This is a genomic window from Sporosarcina cascadiensis (assembly GCF_009650995.1).
GTDB classification, from domain to species: domain Bacteria; phylum Bacillota; class Bacilli; order Bacillales_A; family Planococcaceae; genus Sporosarcina; species Sporosarcina cascadiensis.
Genome location: NZ_WHVV01000011.1, coordinates 1 through 21,720, shown reverse-complemented (window position 1 = coordinate 21,720; position 21,720 = coordinate 1). Strand labels below are relative to the sequence as shown.

Below are 21,720 nucleotides of genomic sequence, written 5' to 3'. Positions count from 1 at the left end.
ATGATTAGAATATCTTCCAAGATGATAACGCTTACTTTTGGGAGAAATTCTATATTATTCGCAAACGCCATCTATTAAACTTGGAATAGTTAGACAACTTGAAAAGGAGTGGGATGTAATGAAGAGGTTCGTAGGATTGCTTGGGGTTGCTTTATTGTTGATGCTTGCCGGATGTTCAGGTAATCAAGAGTCTTCACCGAAGAAAGAGGACACGCCGAAATCAGAAGGTCAAAAAGAAAGCATCGGAGAGCCAGTAGAAGGTGGCACGTTGTCGATTGTGGATCTTAATGATGCACAGGGATTAGATCCGCATAGTGAAACAAATGCTCAATCGATGCATTACATCGAGAATATGTACAACACGCTTTTTAAATATAAAGAAGGCACGTACGGTGAAATTGAAGGGGATCTAGTAAAGGATTATGAGATTTCTGAAGATGGCACCGTTTACACATTCACCTTGCATGACGGAGTCAAATTCCATAACGGTGATGATCTGACATCGGAGGATGTGAAATATTCGATTGAACGGATTGTTGAACAACTTGTCCGTGCGCCGCAGTTCGAAGATATAGAGACCATCGAAACACCGAATGAGCAAACTGTAATTATTAATCTGAAAAAGCCAGTAGCTCCATTTTTAACGTTTCTTGCGTATCCGATGAATGCAATCGTCAATCAATCAGTTGTCGAGGGAAATGGCGGCAGCTTGGATAATGTGGATGCAGGCAGTGGTCCGTTCCAATTGGTCCACTGGAAGAAGGACCAGGAAATGGTGCTGGAGAAATTTGAAGACTATTTCAAAGAAGGACTGCCTTATCTAGATCAGATTACTTGGAAAGCCGTACCGGACGAGACGTCTAGAACGACTGCAATCCGTAATAATGAAATTGATGTAATTTTACAGTTGTCACCGAAAGATATTCAGTTGCTTTCAAAATCGGATGGTCTATCGGTTGAGCCCGTGACCGGTACATATTGGGAGTATATTGGGTTGAATTTGACAGCGGGTCCTTTAAAAGAAAAAGCTGTAAGACAAGCCATTGCAACGGCCATTGATCGGGAGGCAATGAATAAGGCGGTGAAGTTTGGCCAAGCAACGATCTTGGCAGGCGGTCCGATTCCTGAAGGTCATTGGGCAGATGCGAAGTTAGATAACTACTCAAAACCAGATATTGAAAAAGCGAAAACATTATTAAAAGAAGCAGGTTATAAAGATGGTTTTGACATTTCCTTGAAAGTAGGTCAAAACAAAGCACAAGTGGATGCGGCACAAGTGGTGAAGCAACAGTTGAAGCCAATTGGAATCGATGTAGAAATACTTCAACAGGAAGACAGTATTTTCTTTGACGCATTAGGGAAAAAAGATTTTGAGATGTCCATAGTCGGCTGGGTAGGGTTTGTCGATCCCGATGAATTCCTATACAACATCTTCCACACGGATGAAGTATTTAACCAACAAGCCTACTCCAATCCTGAAGTCGACAGTTTATTGGAAGAAGGCAGGGAGACAGCTGAACAGAACGATCGATATGACATCTATAAAAAGGCACAATCCATTATCGTAGATGACGCACCGATGATATTCTTATATGCAAATCAGCATGCATCGGCGATACGGGATGGTGTACATGGTTTTGATGTGAATCCTACAGTCACTACAAAGTCTTTGGAAACTACATGGATTGATCGCTGATCACCGGAAAAGGGATGAGCCTGCTCATCCCTTTTCAAACTAGGAGGTGTCTAATTGTTTACATATATATTACGTCGTTTGCTCATTGCAATTCCTGTGTTGTTCGGTATATCCGTCTTGGCCTTTTTCATGGTGCGATTGGTGCCTGGAGATACTGTAACGGCTATGCTCGGTACGAATTACAATGAAGCGCAAGCAGAAATCCTTAGACAAAAGTATGGGTTGGATCAATCGATCATCGTCCAATATGGTCTTTGGATCATGAATGTAGTAAAAGGTGATTTGGGAATCTCTTCCCTGACAAATGAACCGGTTTTCGACATACTTCTCACACGTCTTCCCATTACGCTGGAACTCAGTTTTATTAGTATACTTTTTGCTTTGTTAATCGCGATTCCACTGGGCACGATTGCAGCATTGAAGCGAAATACACCTGTTGATTATGGGGCTAGCTTTTTTGGAATGTTCGGTATTTCGGTTCCGAACTTTTGGCTTGGTACATTGATGATTTTATATTTATCGCTTCATTTAAGTTGGTTGCCTTCCAGTGGATTTGTCCCTCTTTCAGATGGTGTTTGGGCGAACATCAAAACGATGATTATGCCTGGTATTGCACTAGGGACTTCTGTGGGAGCCGTCACGATGCGGATGACACGTTCTTCAATGCTTGAAGTGTTAGGCGAAGAGTATATGAAAATGGCAAAAGCGAAAGGCGTTACGAATTCTCGTCTTATCTGGAAACACGGATTGCGAAATGCCTTAGTTCCTGTCGTGACGGTGCTGGGTATCCAAGCAGGATATTTACTGGGTGGTTCAATTATTATTGAGCAAATTTTTTCATTGCCGGGTATTGGGCAACTTGCTTTGCAGGCAATTTCCAATCGGGATTACAGTTTGCTGCAAGGAACAATTCTATTTATTGCCAGTGCATTTGTATTGATTAATTTAGCAGTGGATATCATTTATGCCTTAATCAATCCAAAAATTCGATACAGTTAGGATGAGGTGGAATGACGTATGAAAGATACTTGGAAAAGATTTAAGCAAAATCGCTTTGCGTTCGTTGGCTTTCTATTCATTGCCCTCATTCTGGTTGTGGCTCTGTTTGCAAAATGGATTGTGCCATATGATCCGTACTTCATGGATTCGAGCAGTCCGCTTACTTCGCCAAATGGTCAACATTGGTTTGGAACCGATCAGTTCGGACGTGATATTTTCAGCCGAATCTTATATGGAACACAAATTTCATTGAAGGTTGGATTGATAGCAGTTGGTTTTTCGTTGTTTTTTGGAACGATTATCGGAATTGTCGCAGGCTATTTTGGCGGGAAGATTGACCAAGTGCTATCGAGGATTACGGATGTGTTGTTCGCGTTTCCGGATATTCTACTGGCATTAGTTATTATGGCGATCTTGGGACCGAGCCTAACGAATTTGATGATTGCAATCGGTATTGTCTATACTCCGATTTTCGCTCGAATTGCTCGCGGCGCGGTCCTCAGTATTCGTGATTCGTTATATATTGAGGCTGCACGATCAATGGGAGTCAACTCTTTTCAAATCATGCTTCGCCATATACTGCCCAATTCGTTAGCACCTTTAATCGTGCAGGTTACGCTTTCGTTTGCTTTTGCTATTTTAGCCGAAGCAGCATTAAGTTTCTTGGGATTAGGGGTTTCACCAGACACGCCTTCATGGGGCATTATGTTGAGTGAGGCGAAAGATTGGATGGAGATTTCTTGGTGGACTGCCATATTCCCTGGTGTAGCAATCACGCTGGCTGTACTGAGCTTTAATATTATGGGAGATGGATTGCGTGACGCACTGGATCCACGTTTGAAAAATGAACGTTAAAAGGAGGTCAACTACTATGCCTGAAGTGAAGAAACCGTTATTAGAAGTGAAATCATTGACTACCTCTTTTCGTACAGATCGGGGATTGGTGCGGGCGGTTGATAATGTCTCTTTTACAATCGATCATGGGCAGATTTTAGGCATTGTCGGTGAATCAGGTTCTGGAAAAAGTATGACTTCACAATCAATTTTACGTTTGATCGGCAGTAGGAAAAGTGAACAGGTGAACGGAGAAGTTCTATTTGAGGGGCAAGATTTGCTTAAATTACAGGAGCGGCAGATGCAGAAAATCAGAGGGAAGGAAATTAGCTTAATTGCGCAGGATCCTATGACATCACTGAATCCAGTATATACGGTAGGCAATCAAATTGCGGAAGTACCTATGATACATGAGGGATTTTCCAAAAAGAATGCTTGGAGCAAGGCTATTGAAATGATTAAGCGCGTAGGAATTCCTTCTGCGGAGGTTCGGGCTGCACAATATCCCCATGAGTTTAGTGGTGGAATGAGACAACGCGGAGTTATTGCGATGGCACTTGCTGGGAATCCGAAGCTTCTCATTGCAGATGAACCGACCACAGCACTGGACGTTACGATCCAATCTCAAATTTTAGAGCTAATTCTGGATTTGCGAAATGAAACGGGCGCAGGCATTATGCTCATTACACATGATTTAGGGGTAGTGGCGGAAATATGTGATCAAGTCGCGGTTATGTATGCAGGGAAGATCGTAGAAAAGGCATCTGTAGCGGAGTTGTTCTCAAACCCTAAACATCCGTACACACAAGGACTGCTGGCCTCGCTTCCAAAACTCGGAGATAAAACACGATTGACGCCAATTCCGGGACAGCCACCCAATTTACATCATCTGTCAAGCGGCTGCGCCTTTGCAGATCGATGTCCTTTTGTAATGGATAAATGCCGATCCGTTCAACCTGCTTTAAAAAAAGAGCAAACTGAACATCAAGTAGCGTGTCATCTAGTTAACGAGGAGGGTGGAGATGAAAACCAATAATCAAGAGCTTGTACGGGTGGAAAGTCTAACGAAACATTTTACATTAGGCGGTTCATTCTTAAATAAAAAACAAGAAATCATTCGTGCGGTGGAAAATCTATCTTTTACAGTTTATAAGGGAGAGACACTAGGAATTGTCGGTGAATCTGGCTGTGGAAAATCCACTACAGGGCGCTTGCTTCTACGATTAATGGAGGCGACGTCAGGATCGGTATATTTTGAAGGTGAAAATGTGCTGGAGTATTCAAAAGAACAATTGCGCGCTAAACGCAAAGATTTTCAAATGATTTTTCAAGATCCCTATGCTTCGCTCAATCCACGAATGACGGTAGAAGAGCTGATTAGCGAGCCGTTGCGAACGTATAAAGTTCAGAATAGGAAAGAGCGTTTATTGAAGCTTGTCGATGCGGTAGGTATTCCAAAGGATTATTTGACACGATATCCCCATGAATTTTCTGGCGGCCAGCGTCAGCGGATTGGAATTGCGCGTTCATTGGCGTTAAATCCGAAGTTCATTGTAGCGGATGAACCTGTTGCCGCATTGGATGTTTCCATACAAGCGCAAATCATTAATTTGATGAAAGATTTGCAGGATGAATTTGATTTGACTTATTTGTTTATCGCACACGATTTGAGTGTAATTGAGTATATTAGTGATCGGATTGCTGTGATGTATCTAGGTGGTATTGTAGAATTGACTTCAAGCGAACGTTTGTATGAGAAACCATTACATCCTTATACGCAAGCGCTTATTTCAGCTATTCCTATACCAGATCCAACCATTTCACGGGATCGCATAAAATTATTCGGAGATATTCCGAGCCCTATGAATCCGCCTGCCGGGTGTAAATTTCATACGCGTTGTCCTTTGGCACAAGACATTTGCAAACAGGCGATTCCAGAGCTAAGAGAAGTAGAACCGGAACATTTTGTTGCGTGTCATCTAGTAGAGGAGAGTTTATTATGACGTATTCAATCATTGCACGTTGTCCTGATACAGGTAATTTTGGAGCTGCAATCGCTTCTTGTTTTCCGGCTGTAGGCGCACATTCACCTGCTATTCAAGCAGACGTAGGAATTATCGCTACACAAGGTTGGGTGAATCCGTCGCTTGGTGGAAAAGGCATGCACTTTTTACGTGATGGCCACACGGCGAATGCGACGCTCAATACATTGCTCCATGGTGACCCTGGAAGAGAATTACGTCAATTAGCGGTAGTAGACCGATTTGGCAATAGCGCTGTGTATACTGGAATTGATAACGATGAAGAGAAGGGCCATATAATTGGAGAGCATTATGCTATTTTGGGAAATCTCCTTGCAAATAAAGAAATGCTGGGCGCCATGGAATATGCATTTAAAAATACAGAAGGAAAATTACAAGATAAGCTGCTGGCCGCATTGGTTAAGGGAGATCAAATGGGCGGCGATCGCCGAGGTAAGCAATCTGCCATACTCAAAGTGGTTGCCTTGGAAGGATATCCATATGTAGACTTCCGGGTAGACGACGCGGAAGAGCCGGTTCTCGAATTGGAACAAATTTATTTGAAAAACAAGCATGTGCTGATTGATCGATATGATGAATGGGTGGAAACGATTGAAGCGGGTATCCGACTGACATAGAACGGAAAGGGCGGGGCAGATGTGAACACTTCCAAAACGGATATACCTAATAATGCCTTATATGAAGTTCTGAGTTCGGCTACGTCAGCCATTTTAAATGCAGTGGGACAAAATCAATTTCTGAAAAAAATTCTAGATGAAATGATTGGTACAATACCACAATTCGATTCTGGATTCTTATTTATATTCAGCGAGAAAACAAATAAGTTGATCGTAAAATATGCCATAGGCTATTCAGAAGAAAGTTATCGTAAAACACAATTAAAGCCGGGCGAAGGAATTACAGGATTGGCCTATCAAATGAAAGAGCCCCAGTTTCTCATTACGCGTGAAGCTGTGATTAAAGCGATGCGTACGATGACCCCTTCCAATCTATCGCACTACATCCAATCCACTATTGCAGCGGAGTATCCCAATCAAACTATCGCGCTACCGCTGATGGATGATCATGGCGCGGTGGGTGTGTTAACGATGAGCGGACATGATCCTTTGGCGCATTACCCGGAGGACTTTGTAAAAACGCTTCAAATGTTTACTCCGGTTCTTACGATGTCCTACAGATTTCATTTAGCGAAAGAAAAAGAGCGTTATTTGGAGAAAGAACTTAAATTAACGACCATCGCCCTACATAAAGAACATGAGCAGCAGCAGAAAACAGCAGATTTATATAATGAATTAACGATGCTCAGCAACAAGAAGAAGGGGATTGCCGAAATGGTGTCCGCTTTGCAGACATACGTACAGGCACCGATAGTGTTGTATGATGATCTGTTTAATTTGATCGCTCCAAGCCAATCGATTCCTGTACAACTTCCTCCTGGAATGATTTCAACAAAAGAAGTACAGTATGTGATTGCTACGAAAAAATGGCAAGTTTATAATGACAAAAAGGGTACATCGATCATTATCATACCGATTGTTGGATCGGATTCCGTCATTGGGTTTCTGTTGACATTTATTGAAGAGAAAGAGATTCACCAAGTAAATCGAATGTTGCTGGAATACGGAGCTTCTTTACTGTCTCTTGAAATGATTAAGCAACACTCGATTAAAGAAGCACAGCAAATGATTTATGGTGAGTTATTTGAAAAGGTTTTGTTGGGCGCATATGACAGTCAATTGGATGAGCAAGCTAAAAACTTAGGGCTCATGCCACGTGATTTCTATGTAGCGCTCATTTGTAGTGAACTAGAAAAGAATTCAAACGATAGTCGATACGAACGTGAGAAATGGATGAAGTGGATTGAGGGAGCTTTAGAATTTCATCATATTAAAGGGATCGTTACACAGCGAGATCAGCAAATCATTGCCTTTATTTCTTTTCCGGAATCGGGAGGAAAAGAGAGCGCCAGGAGTTCATTGACCGAGCTCTCAAAATATTTGAGTTCCATGAATTGGCCTGTTTTTATTGGTTTAGGAAGAGTGTATGACAGTTTTCATGATATACCTAAGTCTTTCGAAGACGCAGAAAAAAGCTTGTCTTTATTAAGGAAAAAGAGAACAGGAAGAGTTCATCTGTTTTCAGATGGTGGCATCAACCGGATATTATTGGACTTGGAACGTACTGAATTGGAAACATTCTTAACAGATCATTTAGGTGTATTGCTTACTGAATCGAACCAAGAGCTGCTGGGGACCTTACGTGTATATGTGCGGAATAATAAAGCGTTGAAGCTCACAACAGATCAATTAATGATCCATCAGAATACACTTTATTATAGGTTGAAACGAATAGAAACAACGTTAGGCATTATGCTGACAGATCCTGAAAAGTGGTTCGATGTTCAATTGGCATGTAAAATTTATGATTATTTGCATGATTGATTAATGACTTAGGAATCAATGACCTCTAAATATTGTTAAGGAACTACAAGGCTCAGTAAAATCAACCTGAAATAGTAGCTTTAGTATTTAACAACCGAGCAATCTTTGCTGGCGGAGTTTTGAGAGGTGTGCTGAAAATCAGTCTGAGAATATATTGAAAATAAATTGAACGACAGTCTAATGGGAAGTTTTATTGGGCTGTCTTTTTTAAGTCGATTCAAGTATTCTGCACAATCCAAATAAAACTTTTCTGTGTATCCTGAAAAACTCTTCAAAACAAAGCCTCCACCGGCACGCTGTACTCCTGATAAATATCCTCAAAAAACGTCTCATCAATCAATTCACGCAGAACACCTTTAAAATAACCCGGCAGATTATGGATCTTCTTTTTCTTCGTCGCCATGACACTGATATAAATCGCACGGTGTCCCAGGTCCTCGAAAATCCCTTTCGATTCCTGATAGATTTCGAATTTCAGCATACGTCCTGTCAGTACTCTGTAGATTGCGAAAAATTCCCTTGCCTTTGAGCTGTCTCCGGTGAGCGCCAGCAATTCTTTCATCTTCGCAAACAATGTTGTGGATAACTTTTCACCTGAAAGGGGAGACGTCTTTATAGGGTCTTGAATGTTTAGAGCTTTATAGAAAGAAGGTTCGTTTTCCGAAATAGGCTCTGGAACCGCGTCATTGCTGGGCTCAGCCACCTGTCCGCCCCTGTTCATTTTCGACTGGTCATTAACAGGAAAAATGAGATAAATATTCGCTCCGAGCCCGCTCATGACAGGTCTGACGAATTGGATCCGTTCGATAATCTGCAGCTTTTCCAGTTTGCGAAGGGTGCGTCTGACCGTGGAATTCGATACGCCGAGTTTCAGTTCGATTGTCTGATGTTTTAAATGCGCGGCTAGAAATTTTACTGAATAGCAGCGAATCATCTCCAGAACGGCGCGGTCTGTTTTGTTCATGGCATTCCAGTGAATATCTGCATGCTTTCGTGCTGCCGCGTCCATTTCATTTTTATTTTCAAACTTTGCGAACTTACACAGATAATGTGTCATGAGAAAAACCCCTTTTTCTTTCTATATAGAAGGGAGGGGGCTAAAAGGATACACCGTGATTGGATGACCGCGAATAAAATGAAAAATTGCACGCACTTGTCAGGTGAATTATTAATTTTCGGAATAAATTGACTTTCATTTTAAATTGTTATATCATTTTCACAAACGTATGTTTGTTTTGGGAGGTGGAATAGACGACGAGTCTAATTTCCAGAAGTTCCATTATAATTTTTGTTCAAAAAGATATATTGTCAATTGATTTTCAGCGGGTGGGATATCTGTTTTCGACGGAGAGTTCAGCTTAGGGTGTGATGGAAGGATGCTTGAAAGTAATAAAGACTGCGGAAAACACGAAAAGCGTTCCGGTTTAGCAGAACGCTTCTCGCTTTTATGGAAACTATAAGTTGGGGATTGTGCCGGGATTAGTGAACGTGCTTTAGAATTGCTTCATGCTCGATAGAACGCGAAGAGAGGACTGTGATGATTGCATTGGCTAGTCTGTTTTTCAGCCAAGTCTTTAACGAGATCGTTTGTTTTTAAAACTGCTTGTTTAATTTTTGTACCTGCTCGTCTTTAAGTTTTGGATATCCTGTCTTCTTTCTGCAATGTCTTCTTTGAGAACGCCGATTTTTTTAAAAAGTTTCTGCAATAATGCTTCTGTTGTTTATTTTGCACCTACTTCGTATTCTATCCTTTATAGCATGACTTGATAAATTAACGAAGCGATTTCTGGATGGTGCAGAAAAGCTTAAACTGAGCAATTGAGGGTAATAAGAGAATGTATAGAGAGAAAAGGAGAATGCTGCATAATGAAGCCGCTAATTGGAATTACATCAGACCTGGACGAAAACGGAGAAATATGGGTACAGGCAAATTACAGCCGTGCCATTCTGGAAGCAGGCGGGCTGCCTGTCGTATTGCCTGCAGGACTTGAGGATAATGAGCAGGTTTGTGACCGGCTGGACGGTTTGCTGCTGACAGGTGGGGAAGACGTTAATCCGCTTAATTATGATGAGGAACCGCATCAGCAACTTGGTGAATTATCGCCGGAGCGGGATACTATGGAGCTGGCATTGGCGAGATATATGACTGATCAGGATAAACCGGTGCTCGGTATTTGCCGCGGGCATCAAGTGCTGAATGTGGCATTTGGCGGAACTATATATCAGCATATTTATTCGCAGCTGTCTGGAGAGATACTGCAGCATAAACAGCAGGCAGACCGGGATTTCGCGACGCATTCAATAGATATTGTGTGCGGCAGCAAGCTGGAGAAGATGGCCGGAGCTTCTGAGATTCAGGTGAATTCCCTGCATCTGCAGGCGGTCAATAAAGTGAATTCGCCATTGGTCGTGACGGCAGTGGCTAAAGACGGCGTGATCGAGGCAGTCGAAAGTAAGGCGCATCGTTTCGTCATGGGTGTCCAGTGGCATCCGGAAGCATTGGTCAATTATAAGGATCCGACGTCGCTCCAATTATTCAAGCAGTTTATTGAAGCGTCGAAAAAGTCCTGAATGTAAATTAAAAGAGGACATGCCCAATTTCGGAAGTTTCCTCTTTTGTCTGGTTATACTTTGAACCGTAGAAATAACGAAGGAGAAGAGAATGACAGGGTGTGAAATTCAGAAACTTTCTTCTGGATGATGCTAAAGCGACACCTAACATGTGCCCTACCTAGAACCGCATAAGAAAAATGACTGCCACCCGGCAGTCATTTTCTCATCTCTTATACCTTAAACCGTGCAATCGCATGGTTCAGTTCTTCGCTTAAATCAGTCAGAGTTTCAGCGGCATCCGATACGGATTGGATGGCGCGCTGCTGTTCTTCTGTTGATGCGCTCACTTCCTCGCACGCAGCTGCGGTTTGTTGGGAGGTGGCAGCCATTGTCTGAATCGTATTCGTGACGTCGTCTTTATGTTTGTCGACGAGATCGATTTCTTCCGTGATGGACTGGATGGACTGGCGCATGTCTTCCATGAGGGCGGACAATTCGCCGAATGTCGTTTCGGTATCCTGGACGACGAGTCCTTGTTTACGGAAGGTGGCGATTGTTTCTTCCATCTGCGTGGTAACGGCAGACGATTCTTTCTGCAATCTTTCTACTGTATGACGGACATCTTCGGTTGCCTGTTCGGACTGCTCGGCGAGTTTTCGAACTTCATTTGCAACGACGGCGAAGCCTTTGCCGTGTTCCCCTGCACGGGCAGCCTCGATGCTGGCGTTGAGTGCCAATAAATTCGTCTGGGCGGAAACATTGGTGATTGTATCCATGACTATGCCGATTTCTTTCACCTTGTCGCCGAGGGAGGTGATGGCTTCGTTCATGGATCGCAAGTTGGTTTCTGACGATTGGAAGGTCTGCGCGAGATTTGCCATTTTGATCTGGCCTTCTTCGTTCATCTGTCCGGTGCGCAAAGCGATGTCATTCATCGTGACGGCGCGCTCGGTAATGCCGTTAATTTGGTGGCTCAGTTCATCTGCGTTTCCTGAAACGGTTTCTGCATCTTCTGCAGTACGCTGGGCACCTTCAGCAATTTCATTCACCGCGCGGGCGACTTCCGTGCTGGATGCAGTTGTTTCTTCCGCAACGGCGCTGAGGTTTTCAGAATTCATTCGGACATTGCCTGCGGATTCATTGACGACGGTGATGATGTCGTGCATATTGGCAATCATGCCGTTGAAGTTTTCGCTTAGCTGGCCGATTTCATCCTGTGAACGAATATCAGACTGTACGGTGAGGTCGCCTGATGCTACCTCATCCATTAATGTGCGCAGCTTGGCAACAGGTTTTAGCATCTTGCCGATCAGAACGAAGAGGATGATGCCGACGATGAGCAGCGATATCCCCGAAATGATCAAAATAGACGTGCGCAGATGTTTTGCCATGCCCATAAGATTTTCCTGTTCATAAATGACACCGATTTTCCAGTTGAAACCTGTCATGGTGGAATAGGCCACGAGTTTTTTGACATCATTTTCAGTCGTGTAGTTAATGGAGCCAAATTCATTCTGCTGCATTTCCTTTACATATTCCAAGTCGCTGAGGTTTTCACCGGAGCGTGTCGGGTGAGAAATAGCCAGACCGTTCTGGTCGACTAAAACGGGTGCTCCTTTTTGTGGAATATCAAGTTCGTTCAACATATTCGTCAGGGCAGTCAGCTCGATGTCCATCGCAAGAACTCCTTGTATTTTACCGTTTCTCTCGATGGCCTGCGAGCCTGTAATCATATAAGCTCCTGTCGACGAATCAGGGTAGGGGGGAGACCAGATGACGTTGCCGGCATTTTCAAAAGCATGCTTATACCAGTCTCTTTCAGTCGGATCATAGCTAGCATCATAACCGCCCGGATACATCGTTTTATTGGGAAGCGTGTAATAGATGGTAGAAGCATCCGGATAAATTTCAAGATAGTCCATCAGCTTATCGGTCAACTGCTTTTCTGTAACTAATTCACCATCGGCGCCTGTGAAATTTTCGACAGAATAGGATTCTCCGATCGCCTGAAGGCCTTTTGTATATTGTCCGATGAAATTTTCTACTGTATAGGTCATCTGATCTGCCAGTGCTTCGCTGGATTCCTGAACTTCCTGCTGGTTAATCTTCTTCACTTGATCGTTTACCATGTAGACCATGAGCAGTATGCCGAACGCAAATAGCAGGATGGCCGATCCGATAATTTTGGTTTTTAACGATTTTTGCATGGTTTTGTTCCTTTCCTAAAAGAAAATTTGGTTTACAGTCTTATTTCGGAAAAAATGAACGAGATTCAATACTATTATGTAAATACCATATATTTCATATATGCAAGCTGTTAAGTTGTTCAAATATCAGACGCAATTCTGATTTGCATACAATATCATCTGAGTATTCGAGGTATTATTTTACGAAAATAATACAGTGCCTTGCTAAGATAAAGTTATATAGACTACGTACAGGATGGACAGAGCAATTGTAAAAGCTGTATCCAATACATGATTCTGTGAAGCGAACATGTGTAAGGGGAATTGGCGGAGTCTTGGTAAGGAATAATATACCCTTTAATAGACACAACGAACTATGTTCGGTATCATTAACTCATAAGACAGAGAATCGCGGGCTATTTTGCAAGACTAAGGAGGTCGGTGGCATGATTGATCCGAACGATCCGGTTCCGTTGCATATACAGGTTCGATATAGTATTGAAAAGAAAATTAAGAAGGGGATTTTCAAAGAGAAGATTCCGAGTGAGCGGGAATTGATGGAAACGTACAACGTGAGCCGAAGTACAGTAAGAGAGGCAATTTCGCAGTTGGTCATTGACGGATTGCTGGAAAAGAAGCATGGAAAGGGTACGTTTATTGCAGAGCAGCCTCCCCATTATTGGCAGGGGAATTTGATAAGTACGACGGAAATGATTGAGAGAATGGGGGAAAAGCCGAGTACGCAGTTGGTGGCGCACGGGGTAGTGGAAGTCCCGGAAGCTTTGCGTGAATTAATTGATTGGAAGCAGGCGTATTTGATTAAGCGGGTGCGCTTTGCGAGTGAAGTTCCTTTGGCCGTGGAGACACAGTATTATCCTGTGGCAATTGGATTGGCACTGGCTGAGATGGATATTAAGCAGGGAACGCTTTATGATCTGCTGGAGAATGAGTTGGACATTCGATTATTTGGTGCGGACGAGACGATTACATCACGGCGTATTATTCGGGAAGATGCGGTGTTGCTGCAGCTGGCGGAGGATAGTCATACGCTTCATTTGGAGCGGCTGGTGTATGATGATATGGGAGAGATTGTCGAGTATTATTTAGCGGATTATCATCCTGATAAGTATGCATTTCATTTTAAATCAGAACGGTCTAGAAAATAAAACGAAGACTCCCCCGTTATTGTGCAGGGAGTCTTCGTTTTTTATTGCTTGACGGCCGTTTTTTGATAGACGGTTTTTCCGTTGATAATGGTCATCTCCACTGAAATGTTGTTGAGTTCCACAGGGGACACAGCGGTTGGGTCATTATCCAGGATGGCGAAATCAGCTGCTTTGCCGACTTCAATAGTACCTGCTGTTTTCTCATCAAAGTTTAATTGAGCACCGTAGATTGTCATCGACTTTAAGGCTTCGATGACGTCTATTTTTTGATTTTCACCCAGTACATTCCCTTCACGGGTAATCCGGTTGACCGCCGCCCAGATAGAAAATAACGGCGAGATGGGAGTAATCGGACAGTCGGAGTGCAGCGTGTAGAGCATACCGAGTTCAGATGCTTCTTTTAAAGCGTTCATTCGTTCCGCGCGTTCGGGTCCGAGGAAAATGCGCTTATGTCGGTCTCCCCAGTAATAGACATGGTTGATGAAAAAGGAAGCGGCGATGTCGTATTTTTTCATTTCTTGTAAGTCCTCAGAAGTCGCGGTCTGTACATGCTCAATCCGATGACGGTGATCTGCTTTTGGAGAGTTGTCGATCGCCTGTTGATAGGCTTCAATAATCGATCCAATGGCACGATCACCGTTTCCGTGAGTCGTTACCCGAAATCCGCGGTCGTGAAAATCCTGAACGTATTGATTCAGCTCGTCCTGTGACATGATCAAGACGCCCACCAAAGACTCATCGCAGTAATATGGCTTGCGTAGAGCGCCGGTCAGTCCTTGAATAGAACCGTCTTGGAAAAGCTTGGCGCTGTCCAGTCTGGCCTTGCCATGGGAATCTTGTTGAATTTGACTGTCTAGTTCTTCAGCGGAGTGCTGTGCAAAGCGGCCGCCTTCAGACAATAAGTCATACATTACCATAAAGCGCATGCGCAGGGGATTCGCATCATCCTGCAAGGCTTTCATATGCAGTTCATATTCTTTAGGTCCGAGTACCAGACCGATACCTGCATCAGAGCTTGTCGTAATTCCTTGTGCCAGATAATCTTGTGCGGCGCGTTCGATCAATTGGACGACTTCCTCATCGGATGGGGTCGGTGCATATTTAAATACTAAATCCATAGCCGCCGGTTCATATAAAACGCCGGTTAACTGACCATTTTCATCACGTCCGAAATGACCGCCGGCAGGGTCTTGAATGGAGTCATCGACTTGTGCAAGCTGCAGGGCACAGCTGTTGGCGACTGCTAAGTGATTCGAAATATGCTTAATGAAAATCGGCCGGTCGGTACTTACTTGGTCTAAATCATAGCGCGTCGGGTGTCTGTTTTCCGCAAGCAGCGTATCATCATAACCGTAACCTATGATCCAGCTGTCATCATTTGTTTTCTCGCCGAATACCCGCAGATTTGCGAGAATCTCGTCGATACTCTTATTTCTTTCAGAGGAACAATTGACCTGTCCTTTATTCAGCGCGTACATGAGCAAATGATTATGCGTGTCAATAAAGCCAGGTATCATTGTTTTACCTTTCAGATCGACGATTTCTGCAGTGACAAGAACCTCTTTAATTTGTTTGTATTGTTCATGGGTCCAAACTCCGATAATATTCCCATCATATGCAGCTACTATGTCAGCCCGTTTATTTTCATTATCCAGTGTCAGTACATTGGCGTTTGTGTATAGTGTATCTACTTGTACCAAAAAACCAGCTCCTTACATATAATTGAATTTACTGAACAGCAAAATAAGTAATGGTATCGTTAAGAGAGCCAGAATGGTTGACGTTATGGTCGTCAAGGCTCCAAATACATCATTTTTTGAATGCTTTGTAAAAAGAATGGATGCCAATGTCAGCGTGGGCATCATGGCTTGCATGAGCAGGACTTTACTCGTTACGTCGTTTAATGGAATAGGAAAGGTCCGAATAATCGATAATGTGATAAGCGGTAAAATAATTAATTTAGATACAACCGGTGCAATGAGATTACTGTTTCTCGTTTTCACTGTATGATTGCTGCGGAACATGATTAACAGCCCGATATAAAACATTGCCAGCGGGGAGGCCAAAGCAGCTAATTGATTTGTTAATTCAATAAACACACTTGGCGGACGATAGTTAATCACGGCAAAGAGCAAACCAAAGATAATGGCAATTAGTGGGATGTTTATTAAAGACTTACACGTTGCCCACGTAAAGCGAAACGAGTTATTTAAGATCATGACGCCCACTGTCCAAATGACCAGATCGACACCTGCATCAAAAACAGCAGCGTACAGGGCACCTTCAGGACCGAGAATTGCAGCACATAAAGGAATTCCGATAAAGCCGGTATTCCCGAGCCCTGATAAAAGTGCGATTTCTTGACGGAGTTTCCGGTTTTCCGTGCTGGCAGAGGCGAAAAACCAGCCGATCCCGATCCCGATTAAATTAACCCCGATGGATAGGAGGAAGACCAGCCCCATATTTCGTAGAATGGACTCATCGATAGAAACTTTGAAAATACTGGAAAGAATAATACAGGGCATCGCCACGTTCACAATCAAAGTCGTATAGGTACGACGTGTATCTTCAGTAATCGGTGTAACACGGGCGAGTGCTGTGCCGATTAAAATCATGATTGCGATGACAGAGATGGAATGAAATACTTCGCTTAGTTCCATAACAAACCACTTCCTACAACCTTATTCAGTCGATTAATCCTTCGTTGGTTTCAATGCAGGCTGTGGAGTAAGAAGGCTTACTTTATTCGTTGTCAGTAAACTAACAATGATCGTGACTGCAAAGTTGAAGATTAGTGCGACTAGGCCATTATTGATTGAAAAGATGCTAGCGCCGGTAAATTGAAGAGTCAGCGCGATGACCGTTCCGGTAATAATACCAGCCCCGACCCCTTTGGCTGTTGCCCCTTTTGCGAATACAATTGCCAAAATACCCGGCAGGATTTGTCCAAATCCAAAGTAAGCTGTATTGATTAAATGAAGCATCAAGCTTGGGAAACCGACAGTTAGGACCATAGAGATTAGTAAATAGACAATCACGACGATTTGAGAACGGCTTCTTTGCTTGTTTTCGGGAATGTTCGGCATAAGATTGCGAGTGAAGATACCGCCCACTACTAATGAAGTGATGGCAAGTACCAGCAGCCCTGATAATGCAGCACCTGCTGCTACTAAACCGACCACCCAGGATGGCAATAGGCTGATTGCTGTAGCTATGAATGCATGGTTGGGATTTTCTAAATCCGGTATTCCGACTAATGCGAAATACGAAGATGCAATCAGGAATGGATACATTAACATATAGAGTGGCATAAAGCGCTGTGCTTTTCTAATGGTATTCTCTGATCTACTAGTGAAGACTACGTTCACAATGAATGGTAAACAATAAAATGCGACTGCTTGGAAAATGATTGTGGTGACAGAAAATGTTAAGTCGCCTGTGTTTCCAAACGATAATGACGCGCCGTGACTTTTAGCCTCTGAAAACAGGTTATGCACTCCGCCGATATTTTTAAATGCTGCAATCCCCACTATTAAGATGGCAGCAAACAATAAAATATCCTTTAGAATCGAAATAATCGCGGGTGCCTTTACACCAGAAACCGAAATATAAATGTAAGCAATGACGCCGGCGATGAATACCGCAACTGCTGGAGGCAAATTAAACCCCAGTGCATTAAGTGCTACATTCAGCCCTTCAAACTGCAACTGTCCCCAAGGAATTAAAAAGATTAAATAAGAACAAGCCACGATGAGTTCAAGCGGGCGGCTGCCGAAATGACTTTTGAATAAATCCGGTGCTGTCATGGCGTTATATTTTTTCCCCGCTCGCCAGATGAGTGGTGCCAGGAAATAACCGATCGGATACGCCAATAAAATATAGCCGAGGAACCAAAGCCCATATCCGACCCCCTTTGCATAAATTCCGCCTGGGAAGCCGATAATCGTTCCAATACTGTACACTTCTCCGATGGCTAAAAAGAATAGGATGAAGCCGTTAAATGAACGACCGCCTACCAAATAATCTTCCATATTGTCTTTTTTTGATTTATTGGAAGAACGAACTGCTAAGTACAGCGAAAAAATAAGAATTAAACTAAATATCACAATGGCCATTACGTTACTCCTCCCACTCTATTTCAGGATCTTTACTGTCAAAGAAAAACCAGGATAACGAAATACAAATTGAAGTCAGTACAAACCACAAAAACATCCAAAAATACAAAATCGGAAAACCTAGAACAAACTGTTCGGAATTTCTGAATACAAGTATTCCGCTTACTATACCTACAAATGGAATGACCAACCCAATGAAGACATTGAGTGCTGTTCGTCGCGTCATCTTTACCCCTCCTTTACAAAATGCGGTACAGTCATCATGATGTCCGTACCAGTTGAAATTAAGTATAATGAGAGGGAAGTAGAACGTCAATAGAAAATTTAGAAAATAAAAAAATAATAGTTTTAAGGAAGAATGAGAGGGTTTTTGGCGTGAATTTTGCATGTGAAGCAAAAACACTTAATTTTGTAGCAGATCGCTTGAGATGATTTTTTTGCAGTAAATGTGTAAGCAATCTAAAAAGAGAAGTGCAAAACGAGAAGATTGCTGGCAGTGAGTAGAGGAAAATTAGGTTAGTAAAGTGATCAAGTTCCTTGCTATTGCTTGGTTTTGACAATCAGGCAGAAGTCAATTTTTTTTCGTATACATGTCAATACTAAAAAAGACCCGCCAGCAATTTAAAGCTGGCGGGTCTTTCCTTATTATGACTTAAACCGTTCAATTGCCTCTTGCAGCCGTTCACTTAAATCCGTCAATGTCACTGCTGCATCCGTTACCGCGCCAATAGCCCGGAGCTGCTCTTCAGAAGAGGCGCTCACTTCTTCGCAGGCGGCTGCGGTTTCTTGGGAAGTGGCGGTCATCGTTTGGATGGTGGACAGCACTTCTTCTTTGTGGATGCTGATTTGTTTAATTTCTTCTGTGACCAGATGAATGCTTTGCTGCATGTCGGCCATCAGGCTGGAAAGTTCTTCGAATGTCGTTTCGGTTTCTTGGACGACAACTCCCTGCTGTTTGAAGGATTCGATCGTTTCATGTAATTGACTGGCGACCATGTCGGACTCATCCTGCAGTTCGCGGATGGTGCTGCCGACGTTTTCGGTGGATTGGGCAGTTTGTTCTGCAAGTGTGCGGACTTCATCTGCCACTACTGCAAAACCTTTGCCGTGTTCGCCGGCCCGTGCTGCTTCGATGCTCGCGTTAAGAGCAAGCAAATTGGTCTGCTTCGAGATATTCATGATGGTTTCCATGACCTGCCCGATTGCCTCAACTTTTTCGCCTAATGTCCGAGTTTGCTCTGATGTAGATCGCAGTGTCAGGCCGGTTGTTTCGAATGAATGCTTCAGGGCTGCCATTTGATCCTGGCCGCTCGCATTTTTCTCACCTGTTTGCTCGGCGATCTGCAGCATGGCTGCGGCATTATTGGTAATTTCATTGATTTGCTGACCTAAGGCATCTGTCCGGTCGGTAACATTTTCAGCATCTTCTGCTGACTTCGAAGCACCTTCTGCAATTTCATTGATTGCATGCGCTACTTCTGAACTGGCGGCGCTAGTTTCCTGTGCTGTCGCGCTCAAACTTTCTGAATTGGAACGGACGTCTTCGGCTGAGGTGCGGACGATACCGATAATGCCGCTCATCTGGTCAAGCATCAGGTCGTAATCATTCCCGAGTCTGCCGATTTCGTCTGTTGCGGCCATGTTGGTACGGCCGGTCAGATCGCCTGAAGAGGCAGATTCCATATGTGACTGAATGGTGCTGATTGGTTTCGTTGTGCGGTTGACCGCCACATACAATGCCGCGAATATGGCCAGCAGCGTGATCAATGCAATGAAAAGTGTCGTGTTGCGCAGTTTGTTCGCCAGACTGCTCAATTGACGTTCTTCATAGACGGCGCCTACTTTCCAACCGACATCCGGAAGTGTTGTATAGACCAATCGCTTGGCGATGCCATTTTCGTCAGTATACTCCACGATGCCATCGTCGTTTTTGTACATTTCTTTTACATATGTAAGCTGGCTGACGTCTTCTCCGGTTTTCGTAGGATGAGAGATAGCTGTGCCTTTCCCGTCAAGCAGCAGCGGGAAGCCGTTATAGCCGATATCTCGATTAATGATTTCATCCGTCAATGTTCCCAGCTGAATATCGAGCCCTGCCACACCTGTCACTTTGCCGTTTTCGACAATTGCTTTTGAAACGGAGATGACAATCTCGCCTGTCTGGTCATCTTCATAAGGTTCGATCCATTGTACGCTTTCTGGATTTTCCACCGCCATACTGAACCAAGGACGCGTTTCAGGCTCGTAGCCGGTTAGATCTGCATAGGGCATGATGAAGGAGTCACGGGTGGTGGATGAGTAATAAGCCGCGGACGTATCTGAATAGTACATCAGGAACTCATCGAACTTCTTCTCCATCTCCTTGCCGCCTTTTACAGCATCTACTTTTTGCTTGAAAAGCGCAATCGCCTCATCGTCCGCTAATAAATTGAGACCGCTTTCATATTTGCTCAGAAATTGCTCGACACCAAAACCAATTTCATTCACGATGGCGTCGCTGGATTTCAGCGCATCCGCAATGGAGTGCTTCTTTACTTGATTAGTTGTCAGAAATGTCATGAGTGCAATGCCGATAACGAAAAAAATCATGACCGTAAATAGTAATTTGGAGCGTATAGATTGAAACAATGTAAAACAATTCCTTTCTAGTCAAATCTGTTGCTATATAACTATATCATATATTTTTTTGATAGAATAGGACTAAATGGCGTGCCTGTGTGCCACACAATTTAGACACAATTCTGAAAAGCGTATCGTGCACAGGCAACTAAAAGAATTAGTATAAGTAGAGAAGAGTCAACACTTTCTAATTTGCGGAAAGTGCTAAGATTGAAGGTTTTGCTCCGGCAAATTGTTCTTTTGGGTAAGGAATAGAGGGATGCGAAGTTATATTGAGTTATCATCTATAACTTAAAAAACGTAAAGGAACCTGCTAATATGTACAGGTTCCTTTAAATGGTATTTTATTTAAATGACACTACTTCATGTAAGTTAACACCTTCTATTGGTTCGATAGCTACTTTATAATCATTTGCTACGCGAGCTGTCTTTACATCTTTTTTTTTCTTTATGTGAGTTTTATCGAATAAAACGTGAGAGGGAGCGTTGCCGAAGGAGTTATCATGTTCAAATACAGAAATGTTATTTCAATACACTGCCAGCAATACAACCTGTTTATAGTCAGAAAGTGGGAGGCAGGTCAAGCGTTATTAGTTTGACAGCTTTTATAATTAAGGCCACTGATTAAATTAATTTTACTTATTTACTTGCAAGTTAGTCTGCAATAAAAACGGTTTATATGATTAAGTGCTTTACTGTGAAAAGGCTAGTTTCATTTTAAAGATAATGTTTTCCATGCTACAATCGAAATTAGAAGGACAGGCGAACCCGAAGTGCACATGTAATCCCAGAGAGGTTCGCGCATATTTGTCGGCATCTGAGCTTGAAATTGAGTAAAAGAGCATTGTTAAGTTGGATGTTTTACTTTTTGAACTCAATATGTTGTATGGGTGCTTTATAGAATACATCATATTGCGGTCACTCTCTGTATAGAGAGTGTGGATTGAAATATTGATTAAATGTAAATGTACATCTACATCAGAGTCACTCTCTGTATAGAGAGTGTGGATTGAAATCCCGAGAGCTTGCTCTCCGAGATTACTCAGCAGCGGTCACTCTCTGTATAGAG

The 21,720-nt window shown here is 43.0% G+C and carries 16 protein-coding genes; 9 read left to right on the top strand and 7 right to left on the bottom strand.

The annotated features are described in order from the left end of the window. Nucleotides 1–118 precede the first annotated feature (118 nt). From GDZ68_RS12410 to GDZ68_RS12380, 7 genes are read left to right on the top strand one after another with little or no spacing between them, the layout of a single operon-like run. Nucleotides 119–1,696 carry an ABC transporter substrate-binding protein gene (locus GDZ68_RS12410; protein ID WP_153722623.1) on the top strand — a complete coding sequence of 526 codons (1,578 nt, stop codon included), beginning with the start codon at nucleotides 119–121 and terminating at the stop codon, nucleotides 1,694–1,696. A gap of 54 nt (nucleotides 1,697–1,750) precedes the next feature. Next, nucleotides 1,751–2,695, top strand: a complete 945-nt coding sequence (locus tag GDZ68_RS12405) for an ABC transporter permease (protein WP_153722622.1) — start codon at nucleotides 1,751–1,753, stop codon at nucleotides 2,693–2,695. Nucleotides 2,696–2,713: 18 nt separating this feature from the next. Further along, complete coding sequence (locus GDZ68_RS12400; RefSeq protein ID WP_153722621.1) at nucleotides 2,714–3,550, top strand: ABC transporter permease; 837 nt, start codon at nucleotides 2,714–2,716, stop codon at nucleotides 3,548–3,550. A gap of 16 nt (nucleotides 3,551–3,566) precedes the next feature. Next, a complete protein-coding gene (locus GDZ68_RS12395; RefSeq protein WP_153722620.1) occupies nucleotides 3,567–4,565 on the top strand; it encodes an ABC transporter ATP-binding protein in 999 nt (332 codons plus the stop codon). Then, nucleotides 4,552–5,532: an ABC transporter ATP-binding protein gene (locus GDZ68_RS12390; RefSeq protein WP_153722619.1), complete on the top strand. Its 981-nt coding sequence runs from the start codon at nucleotides 4,552–4,554 to the stop codon at nucleotides 5,530–5,532. Before GDZ68_RS12395 ends, GDZ68_RS12390 begins: the two co-directional genes overlap by 14 nt. Then, entirely contained in the window at nucleotides 5,529–6,188 is a 660-nt protein-coding gene (locus GDZ68_RS12385; protein WP_153722618.1) for a DUF1028 domain-containing protein, read from the top strand. Before GDZ68_RS12390 ends, GDZ68_RS12385 begins: the two co-directional genes overlap by 4 nt. Nucleotides 6,189–6,209: 21 nt before the next feature. Further along, complete coding sequence (locus tag GDZ68_RS12380) at nucleotides 6,210–8,012, top strand: helix-turn-helix domain-containing protein (RefSeq protein WP_153722617.1); 1,803 nt, start codon at nucleotides 6,210–6,212, stop codon at nucleotides 8,010–8,012. A 271-nt stretch (nucleotides 8,013–8,283) separates the two neighbouring features. Here GDZ68_RS12380 and GDZ68_RS12375 read toward each other — a convergent pair whose 3' ends face one another. Beyond that, nucleotides 8,284–9,069, bottom strand: coding sequence for a hypothetical protein (locus tag GDZ68_RS12375; protein WP_153722616.1), 786 nt, complete (start codon nucleotides 9,067–9,069; stop codon nucleotides 8,284–8,286). An 809-nt stretch (nucleotides 9,070–9,878) separates the two neighbouring features. Here GDZ68_RS12375 and GDZ68_RS12370 point away from each other — a divergent pair. Next, nucleotides 9,879–10,583 carry a gamma-glutamyl-gamma-aminobutyrate hydrolase family protein gene (locus GDZ68_RS12370; RefSeq protein ID WP_153722615.1) on the top strand — a complete coding sequence of 235 codons (705 nt, stop codon included), beginning with the start codon at nucleotides 9,879–9,881 and terminating at the stop codon, nucleotides 10,581–10,583. 212 nt (nucleotides 10,584–10,795) lie between these two features. On the opposite strand, the gene GDZ68_RS12365 is transcribed toward GDZ68_RS12370, so the two are convergent. Continuing rightward, the gene (locus tag GDZ68_RS12365) at nucleotides 10,796–12,772 is read right to left on the bottom strand and encodes a methyl-accepting chemotaxis protein (RefSeq protein WP_153722614.1); all 1,977 of its coding nucleotides are present in this window, start codon (nucleotides 12,770–12,772) and stop codon (nucleotides 10,796–10,798) included. 425 nt (nucleotides 12,773–13,197) lie between these two features. Between GDZ68_RS12365 and GDZ68_RS12360 the strand changes: the two genes are divergently transcribed. Next, a complete protein-coding gene (locus GDZ68_RS12360; RefSeq protein WP_153722613.1) occupies nucleotides 13,198–13,917 on the top strand; it encodes a GntR family transcriptional regulator in 720 nt (239 codons plus the stop codon). Nucleotides 13,918–13,958: 41 nt separating this feature from the next. On the opposite strand, the gene GDZ68_RS12355 is transcribed toward GDZ68_RS12360, so the two are convergent. The 5 genes from GDZ68_RS12355 to GDZ68_RS12335 all read right to left on the bottom strand — a co-directional run bounded on the left by GDZ68_RS12355 (nucleotide 13,959) and on the right by GDZ68_RS12335 (nucleotide 20,660). Beyond that, a complete protein-coding gene (locus GDZ68_RS12355) occupies nucleotides 13,959–15,617 on the bottom strand; it encodes an amidohydrolase (protein WP_153722612.1) in 1,659 nt (552 codons plus the stop codon). Nucleotides 15,618–15,629: 12 nt separating this feature from the next. Next, nucleotides 15,630–16,577, bottom strand: a complete 948-nt coding sequence (locus GDZ68_RS12350; protein WP_153722611.1) for an AEC family transporter — start codon at nucleotides 16,575–16,577, stop codon at nucleotides 15,630–15,632. Between the two features lie 33 nt (nucleotides 16,578–16,610). After that, nucleotides 16,611–18,032: a sodium:solute symporter family protein gene (locus GDZ68_RS12345; protein ID WP_153722610.1), complete on the bottom strand. Its 1,422-nt coding sequence runs from the start codon at nucleotides 18,030–18,032 to the stop codon at nucleotides 16,611–16,613. Nucleotides 18,033–18,036: 4 nt separating this feature from the next. Then, on the bottom strand, nucleotides 18,037–18,258 hold the full coding sequence (locus GDZ68_RS12340; RefSeq protein ID WP_153722609.1) for a DUF3311 domain-containing protein: 222 nt from the start codon (nucleotides 18,256–18,258) through the stop codon (nucleotides 18,037–18,039). Between the two features lie 419 nt (nucleotides 18,259–18,677). Beyond that, nucleotides 18,678–20,660: a methyl-accepting chemotaxis protein gene (locus tag GDZ68_RS12335; protein ID WP_153722608.1), complete on the bottom strand. Its 1,983-nt coding sequence runs from the start codon at nucleotides 20,658–20,660 to the stop codon at nucleotides 18,678–18,680. Between the last annotated feature and the right edge of the window lie 1,060 nt (nucleotides 20,661–21,720).

Bases quoted from the DNA above. Each gene is read 5' to 3' on its own strand.
- GDZ68_RS12410 (WP_153722623.1), top strand. From the start codon at position 119: ATGAAGAGGTTCGTAGGATTGCTTGGGGTTGCTTTATTGTTGATGCTT.
- GDZ68_RS12400 (WP_153722621.1), top strand. From the start codon at position 2,714: ATGAAAGATACTTGGAAAAGATTTAAGCAAAATCGCTTTGCGTTCGTT.
- GDZ68_RS12395 (WP_153722620.1), top strand. From the start codon at position 3,567: ATGCCTGAAGTGAAGAAACCGTTATTAGAAGTGAAATCATTGACTACC.
- GDZ68_RS12390 (WP_153722619.1), top strand. From the start codon at position 4,552: ATGAAAACCAATAATCAAGAGCTTGTACGGGTGGAAAGTCTAACGAAA.
- GDZ68_RS12385 (WP_153722618.1), top strand. From the start codon at position 5,529: ATGACGTATTCAATCATTGCACGTTGTCCTGATACAGGTAATTTTGGA.
- GDZ68_RS12375 (WP_153722616.1), bottom strand. From the start codon at position 9,069: ATGACACATTATCTGTGTAAGTTCGCAAAGTTTGAAAATAAAAATGAA.
- GDZ68_RS12370 (WP_153722615.1), top strand. From the start codon at position 9,879: ATGAAGCCGCTAATTGGAATTACATCAGACCTGGACGAAAACGGAGAA.
- GDZ68_RS12365 (WP_153722614.1), bottom strand. From the start codon at position 12,772: ATGCAAAAATCGTTAAAAACCAAAATTATCGGATCGGCCATCCTGCTA.
- GDZ68_RS12360 (WP_153722613.1), top strand. From the start codon at position 13,198: ATGATTGATCCGAACGATCCGGTTCCGTTGCATATACAGGTTCGATAT.
- GDZ68_RS12350 (WP_153722611.1), bottom strand. From the start codon at position 16,577: ATGGAACTAAGCGAAGTATTTCATTCCATCTCTGTCATCGCAATCATG.
- GDZ68_RS12345 (WP_153722610.1), bottom strand. From the start codon at position 18,032: ATGGCCATTGTGATATTTAGTTTAATTCTTATTTTTTCGCTGTACTTA.
- GDZ68_RS12340 (WP_153722609.1), bottom strand. From the start codon at position 18,258: ATGACGCGACGAACAGCACTCAATGTCTTCATTGGGTTGGTCATTCCA.